Below are 6,236 nucleotides of genomic sequence, written 5' to 3' on the forward strand. Positions count from 1 at the left end.
GGGGTGATAACCCACCAGGTTCGTTTTCGGCCGATCGACCACGGCACTCCCGGCCATCCGGAAGGCTCATGGAAACGAACCACCAACGACACACGATAGTCGGGATGAGAGAGCTACTGCCGATCGAGTGAGTGGGGCGATTATGTACTTCTCCGTAGAACAGCGGAACGGCGACGATTCCGGAGAGCATTCTGACGCCTCGGCGCAGCACGCACTCGAGAGTCTGCGCGCGGAACTCGACGCCGTCGACGCGACCCTGCTCGAGGCGGTCCGGCAGCGTTTGGAAGTGTGCCTGCGGATCGGCGAACTGAAGCGCCGCGAGCACATCGCCATGATGCAGCCGGGACGGATCCACATCGTCCACGAACGGGCGCGCCAGTACGCCGACCGCCACTCCCTGTCCCCGGAGTTCTTCGATTCGCTCTACGACCTCCTCATCGCCGAGACGTGCCGGCTCGAGGACCTCGTGATCAACGCGGAGCCCGTCGACGAGACCCCCCGCCACAATGGCAACCACAACGGCAACCACAGCCACGCCGGCAACCACCAGGTTCGCCACAGTTCCGTGCCGTCTGCGAATCTCGAGTCGTGATGAGTACCCGGACGCTGCTGGTCGACAACTACGACTCCTTCACCTACAACCTGTTCACCCTGCTGGCCGAGGTGAACGGGGAACCGCCCACGGTCGTGCACAACGACGTGGAGTGGGGTTCGATCCCCTGGTCCGACTTCGACAACATCGTCATCTCCCCCGGCCCCGGCCGGCCGGACCGGAAACGCGACTTCGGGATCAGCGCCCGCATCATCAGGGAGACCGAACTCCCCGTGCTCGGCGTCTGCCTCGGTCACCAGGGGCTGTGCCAGCTGTTCGGGGGCAAGGTGGTACTCGCGCCCGAACCGATGCACGGCCGCGTGTCCCTCGTCGACCACGACGGTTCCGAACTCTTCGCCGGCATTCCGTCGCCGTTCCCGACGGTTCGTTACCACTCGCTGATCGTCGAGGACCTCCCCGACGACCTCGAGGCCACCGCCTGGACGGCCGACGGACTCCTGATGGGCGTGCGGCACCGCACCCGCCCGCTGTGGGGAGTCCAGTTCCACCCCGAATCGATCAGCACCGCCTTCGGCCACGAACTGCTCGCGAACTTCCGCGACCTCACGCAGACGCATTCCGGGACACCCACGCACGGTTCCCTGCTCAGAATCCCGATCCCCCACGCGCCGTACGTGGTCCAGCAGGTGCGCGTCGACCACGAAGTCGACCCCCGCACCACGTTCGAGGATCTGTTCGCGTCCGGACCCAACGCGTTCTGGCTCGACGGGACGTCGGCGTCGGAACCGACTTCGCGTTTCACGATCATGGGCAACTGTTCCGGTCCGCGCGCCGAATACATCACGTACGACGTCAGCGAAGCGATCGTCCGGATCACGCGCGAGGGGTTGCCGGTCGAACAGGTGCACGCACCGTTCTTCGACTACCTCGAACGGCAACTGCAGGCACGGTCGGTGCCCGGCCTCCCGGGTGTTCCGTTCGGCCTCGGCTACGTGGGATACCTCGGCTACGAACTGAAGGCCGAGACCGGCGGCACGGCGGCACACAAGTCGCCCACGCCGGACGCCGCACTGGTGTTCGCGGACCGCGCCGTGGTCATCGACCATTCGAACGAGCGCACGTACGCGCTGTGCCTGAGCGATCACCAGGACGATCCGGAGTTGCGCCGCTGGCTCGACGAGATGGACGCGGCGCTGCACCGGCTGGCCGAGCCGGACCAGCCGCCGACCGCGGTGCCGCCGATCCGGAAACCGGAATCCGCCGAACTCGCCCTGCGGCACGACCACGACAAGTACCTCGACCACATCGCGTCGTCGCTCGGCGAGATCCGGACCGGCGAGTCCTACGAGGTGTGCCTGACCAACATGGCGACGGTGGACCAGTCGATCGATCCCCTGCACACGTTCGAACTGCTGCGCTCCATCAGCCCCACTCCGTACAGCGCGTACCTCCAGTTCGCCGGACTGTCCGTTCTCAGCGCCTCCCCCGAACGGTTCCTGCGGATCGGCGCGGACCGGGTGGTGGAGTCCAAACCCATCAAGGGGACCCGTCCGCGCGGCGCCACCCCCGCCAAGGATGCGGCGCTGCGGCAGGATCTGCTCGACAGCGAGAAGGATCGCGCCGAGAACCTGATGATCGTCGATCTGACGCGGAACGATCTGGCCCGGGTGTGCGTTCCCGGCTCGGTGCACGTTCCGAAGCTGTTCGACGTCGAAACGTACGCGGCCGTACATCAACTCGTGTCCACCGTGCGCGGAACCCTGAGCGCCGACGCCTCCGTCGTCGAGTGCGTCCGTGCTGCCTTCCCCGGCGGATCGATGACGGGCGCCCCGAAGATCCGGACGATGGAGATCATCGACCGACTCGAGTCCGGGCCGCGCGGTGTGTATTCCGGGTCGATCGGCTACTTCTCGCTGACGGGGACGGCCGACCTGTCCATCGTCATCCGGACGATCGTTGCCACGGACACCGAGGTGACGTTCGGCATCGGCGGTGCGATCACTGCGCTGTCGGACCCGGAGGAAGAGTTCGACGAGGCAATGGTCAAGGCCGCCACCATGTTGCGGGCGCTGTCCGTGACGGCAGACCGGCCGAACGAGATCGGGCAGTGAACGCCCCGGCCGCATCCGCCAGGACCGTCGCACTGATCGGCGGTTCGGGCGATGTCGGCCGGATGCTCACCACCCGGCTCCGCGCCGACGGAAACACGGTGCACACCATCGACATCCGGTTCACCTCCCGGTCCGACCCGGATCAGATGAAGGGCGACGTCACCGACCCGACGCCGGAAATGCGGGCGGTGGTGCAGAACGCCGATGCGGTGATCCTCGCGATACCCGAAAGCGTCGCGCTGGAGTCGATTCCGTTCGTCGCTGCGGAGTTGCGCGAGCAGGCACTGCTGGTCGACACGCTGTCCGTGAAATCTCGATTCGATGCGGCCCTGCGGGAGAGCGCACTTCGGGGCGGCGCGGTGGGCATCAACCCGATGTTCGCGCCGTCCCTCGGACCGGAGGGCCGCCCCGTCGCGGCCGTGACCTACCGGGACGGCGCCGGGGTCGAATGGTTCCTGTCCGCACTGTCCGGCTGGGGATCGTCGGTGGTCCGCCTGGACGCCGAACACCACGACCGGCTCACGGCAGCGACCCAGGCACTGACACACGCCGGCGTCCTCGCTTTCGGCCTCGCTCTCGCGGAACTCGGTGTCGACGGTGCCGAACTCACCGCGGTGGGCACCCCTCCGCATCTCGTCTCGCTCGCGCTCCTCGCACGGGTCGGCGGCGGCGTCCCGGAGGTCTACCACGACATCCAGGCCGGCAATCCCTTCGCCGGCGACGCCCGCCGCGCGCTCGCCGCCGCGCTCGCCACTCTCACCGACACCGTCGAGCAGGGTTCGGAAGACGATTTCGCCGCGCTCATGTCCCGCGCGACGTCCCCCCTCGGCGACCGGAACGAACCCCTCGCCCGGCTGTGCGCCGACCTCTTCACCGATCTCGTTCACCGACAGCCGCGGAACGGAGAGACGTCATGACGACCCAGAACATTCCCTCGCTCCCGGAGTACGACCCGTCCGATCCGGTGGAGAGTGCCGTCGTGACGCGGCTCGCCCGCAACTGGGGGCAGCGGGCGACCGTGAAGAAGCCGGAACCGGACCTCGACGCGCTGTTCGACCTCGGCAAGCAGGACTACCCGAACGAGTTGCTGCCGTTCGCCGATCACGACCGGTTCCTCCGCATGGGCGAGGAGCAACGGAACCAGCTGCGGGCGTGGGCCTGGATCGCGTTCAACAAGAACGTCATGGACATCGAGCAGTACGTGGTCAATCCCGGGTTCGACCTCGTCGCGCACGACGCCCTCGACACCGGGCTCGGAGACACGTTCGCCGTGGCCGTCCACCAGGCGATGGTGGACGAGCAGTACCACACGCTCATGCACCTGAACGCGAGCGCGGTCACGCGCCGTCAACGCGGTTGGGCGATGCCCGACAATGCCCTGCCCGACGTCCTGACGTTGCGCCGCCAGCGCGCGGCGACGGCCGAGGCCGCCGATCCGAGGCAGCGGGCGATCACGACGTTCGCGTTCATGACGGTGGCGGAGATCTCGATCAGCTCCTACCTCGACCTGATCTCCGAGAACGACGTCATCCAGCCGGTCAACCGGGCGACGGTCCGGCTGCACAATCGCGACGAGTACTGTCACGCCTCGATCGCCGACGACATCGCGGGCGTCGTCTACGACACCCTGAACCCCGGCGACCGGCGGCTCTTCCTCGACGGACTCGTCGACGCGATGACCGCCTTCAGCAGCAACGACTACTCGACCTGGCACACCATCGTCGACATCCTGGACCTCGACGGCGGTCAGGCCATGATCGACGACGCCGAACACGACACCCGCCGGTCCGCGCTGGTCCAGGATTTCGGTGGCATCCACAAACTGTGCAAACACCTCGGGGTCGCGGGCGAGATGTCCTACGAGTGGGCCTGACTCCGCCGGGAAGTCGACTCTCGCGGGCTCGCCCGCGCCGTCCCCTGCCGATCAGCGCGTCATGCTGGCGAACATCCCCGGCTCGTAGGTCCCCGCCGGATTGCGCACGATCACGTTGATCCGGTTGGCGGCGTTGATCAGGGCAACCAGGCAGACCAGGGCGGCGATCTGGTCGTCGTCGTAGTGCTTGCGCACCTGGTCCCAGGTGTCGTCGGACACGCCGTGATGTGCGTCGGCGAGCCGGGTTCCCTCCTCGGCGAGCGCGAGCGCGGCCCGCTCCGCCTCGGTGAACACGGTGGCCTCGCGCCATGCGGCGACCAGGTTGAGCCGGACCGGGGTTTCGCCGGCGGCCGCCGCGTCCTTGGTGTGCATGTCGGTGCAGAAGCCGCAGCCGTTGATCTGGCTGGCCCGGATCTCGACCAGTGTCCGGGTGGCCTTCGGCAGCGGCGACTGATCGATCGTCAGGGCGGCGCCCGCGAACCGCTTGCCGAACTTCAGGGCGATCTCGTTGGCGAACAGATTGAATCGAGCATCCATGACTTCGTCCTTACTCGTGGTGTCGTGTGCTGCACTGAACGAGCATGAGATGCCGGCCGCCCGATTTCTGTGACAACCGCTCCCGTCCGGTTGTCACAGAACGGCGGGTTCCGGTGTCTGGTGTGTGACACCGTCGAGAACGAAGAGGAGCCACCCATGGCCGGCACGTCGCAGACCACGCCCGACGATCGCGGCGGGAGGACCGATGCCCGTTCGGATGCCGCCACCGAGGCGTTCGTCACGCACCGCAATCTGCTGTTCACCGTCGCCTACGAGATGCTCGGCTCGGCCGCCGACGCGGAGGACATCCTGCAGGAGACGTGGCTGCGGTGGGCGGGCGTCGATCTGGGCACGGTGCGGAATCAGCGGGCCTACCTGGTGCGGATCACCACCCGCCAGGCCCTGGTCCGGCTGCGCACACTCGGCAGGCGCAGGGAGTCCTACGTCGGCCCCTGGCTACCGGAGCCGTTGCTGACCTCGCCCGACGTGGCCGAGGACGTCGAGTTGGCCGACAGCGTGTCGATGGCGATGATGCTGGTGCTGGAGACGCTCGCACCGACCGAGCGGGCGGTGTTCGTGCTCCGTGAGGTGTTCGCTCTGGAGTACGGGGAGATCGCGGCCGCCGTCGACAAGAGCACGGACGCCGTCCGTCAGATCGCGCACCGGGCGCGGGCGCACGTCGCGGCGCGCCGGCCGCGGGGCGTCGTCTCCCCGGCCGAATCCCGGGATGCGCTCGACGCGTTCAAACGGGCGCTCGAGACGGGCGACCTGCAGAGCCTGCTCGACCAGCTCGCACCGGACGTCGTCCTCCTCGGTGACGGCGGCGGAGTCAAGCAGGCCGTGCTGCGACCCATCGTCGGGGCCGACAAGGTGGGCCGCCTGCTGGCGGCAGGCCTGCCCCGGATCGGCGGCGAGGTGTCGGTCGAACCCGTGCAGATGAACGGCTCCCCTGCACTGATCGTCCGGCTCGACGGGGAGATCGACGACGTCGTGGCGGTGCGGATGGACGACGGCAAGATCACCGGGCTCTACATCGTGCGCAACCCCGAGAAACTGTCGCGGGTCGAGCGGGAGACCGCGGTGAGCCGCTGAGTCGGACCCCTGAACTGACGATGCCCGTGGTGGGAAGGCGCGGAGCCTTCCCACCACGGGCGCTCGGTGG

6 protein-coding genes are annotated in these 6,236 nt (G+C 67.9%); 5 read left to right on the top strand and 1 reads right to left on the bottom strand.

Translation table 11 applies throughout. The annotated features are described in order from the left end of the window. The first annotated feature begins 142 nt into the window (after window positions 1-142). From P3H15_RS02815 to P3H15_RS02830, 4 genes are read left to right on the top strand one after another with little or no spacing between them, the layout of a single operon-like run. The gene (locus tag P3H15_RS02815; RefSeq protein WP_346348744.1) at window positions 143-592 is read left to right on the top strand and encodes a chorismate mutase family protein; all 450 of its coding nucleotides are present in this window, start codon (window positions 143-145) and stop codon (window positions 590-592) included. Further along, complete coding sequence (pabB, locus tag P3H15_RS02820) at window positions 592-2,664, top strand: aminodeoxychorismate synthase component I (protein ID WP_276135962.1); 2,073 nt, start codon at window positions 592-594, stop codon at window positions 2,662-2,664. The genes P3H15_RS02815 and pabB overlap by 1 nt, the downstream gene beginning before the upstream one ends. Further along, window positions 2,661-3,581, top strand: coding sequence for a prephenate dehydrogenase/arogenate dehydrogenase family protein (locus P3H15_RS02825; RefSeq protein ID WP_276135843.1), 921 nt, complete (start codon window positions 2,661-2,663; stop codon window positions 3,579-3,581). Before pabB ends, P3H15_RS02825 begins: the two co-directional genes overlap by 4 nt. Then, window positions 3,578-4,537, top strand: a complete 960-nt coding sequence (locus P3H15_RS02830; RefSeq protein ID WP_276135844.1) for a diiron oxygenase — start codon at window positions 3,578-3,580, stop codon at window positions 4,535-4,537. Before P3H15_RS02825 ends, P3H15_RS02830 begins: the two co-directional genes overlap by 4 nt. 51 nt (window positions 4,538-4,588) lie before the next feature. Here the strand turns inward: P3H15_RS02830 and P3H15_RS02835 are convergent, their stop codons facing one another. After that, window positions 4,589-5,074 (bottom strand): carboxymuconolactone decarboxylase family protein, encoded by a 486-nt coding sequence (locus P3H15_RS02835; protein WP_276135845.1) that lies wholly within the window; start codon window positions 5,072-5,074, stop codon window positions 4,589-4,591. A gap of 156 nt (window positions 5,075-5,230) precedes the next feature. On the opposite strand from P3H15_RS02835, the gene P3H15_RS02840 reads away from it, so the two are divergent. After that, window positions 5,231-6,166, top strand: a complete 936-nt coding sequence (locus P3H15_RS02840; RefSeq protein ID WP_276135846.1) for an RNA polymerase sigma-70 factor — start codon at window positions 5,231-5,233, stop codon at window positions 6,164-6,166. The last annotated feature ends 70 nt before the right edge of the window (window positions 6,167-6,236 follow it).

This window comes from Rhodococcus sp. T2V, from assembly GCF_029269925.1.
Classification (GTDB): domain Bacteria; phylum Actinomycetota; class Actinomycetes; order Mycobacteriales; family Mycobacteriaceae; genus Rhodococcus_F; species Rhodococcus_F koreensis.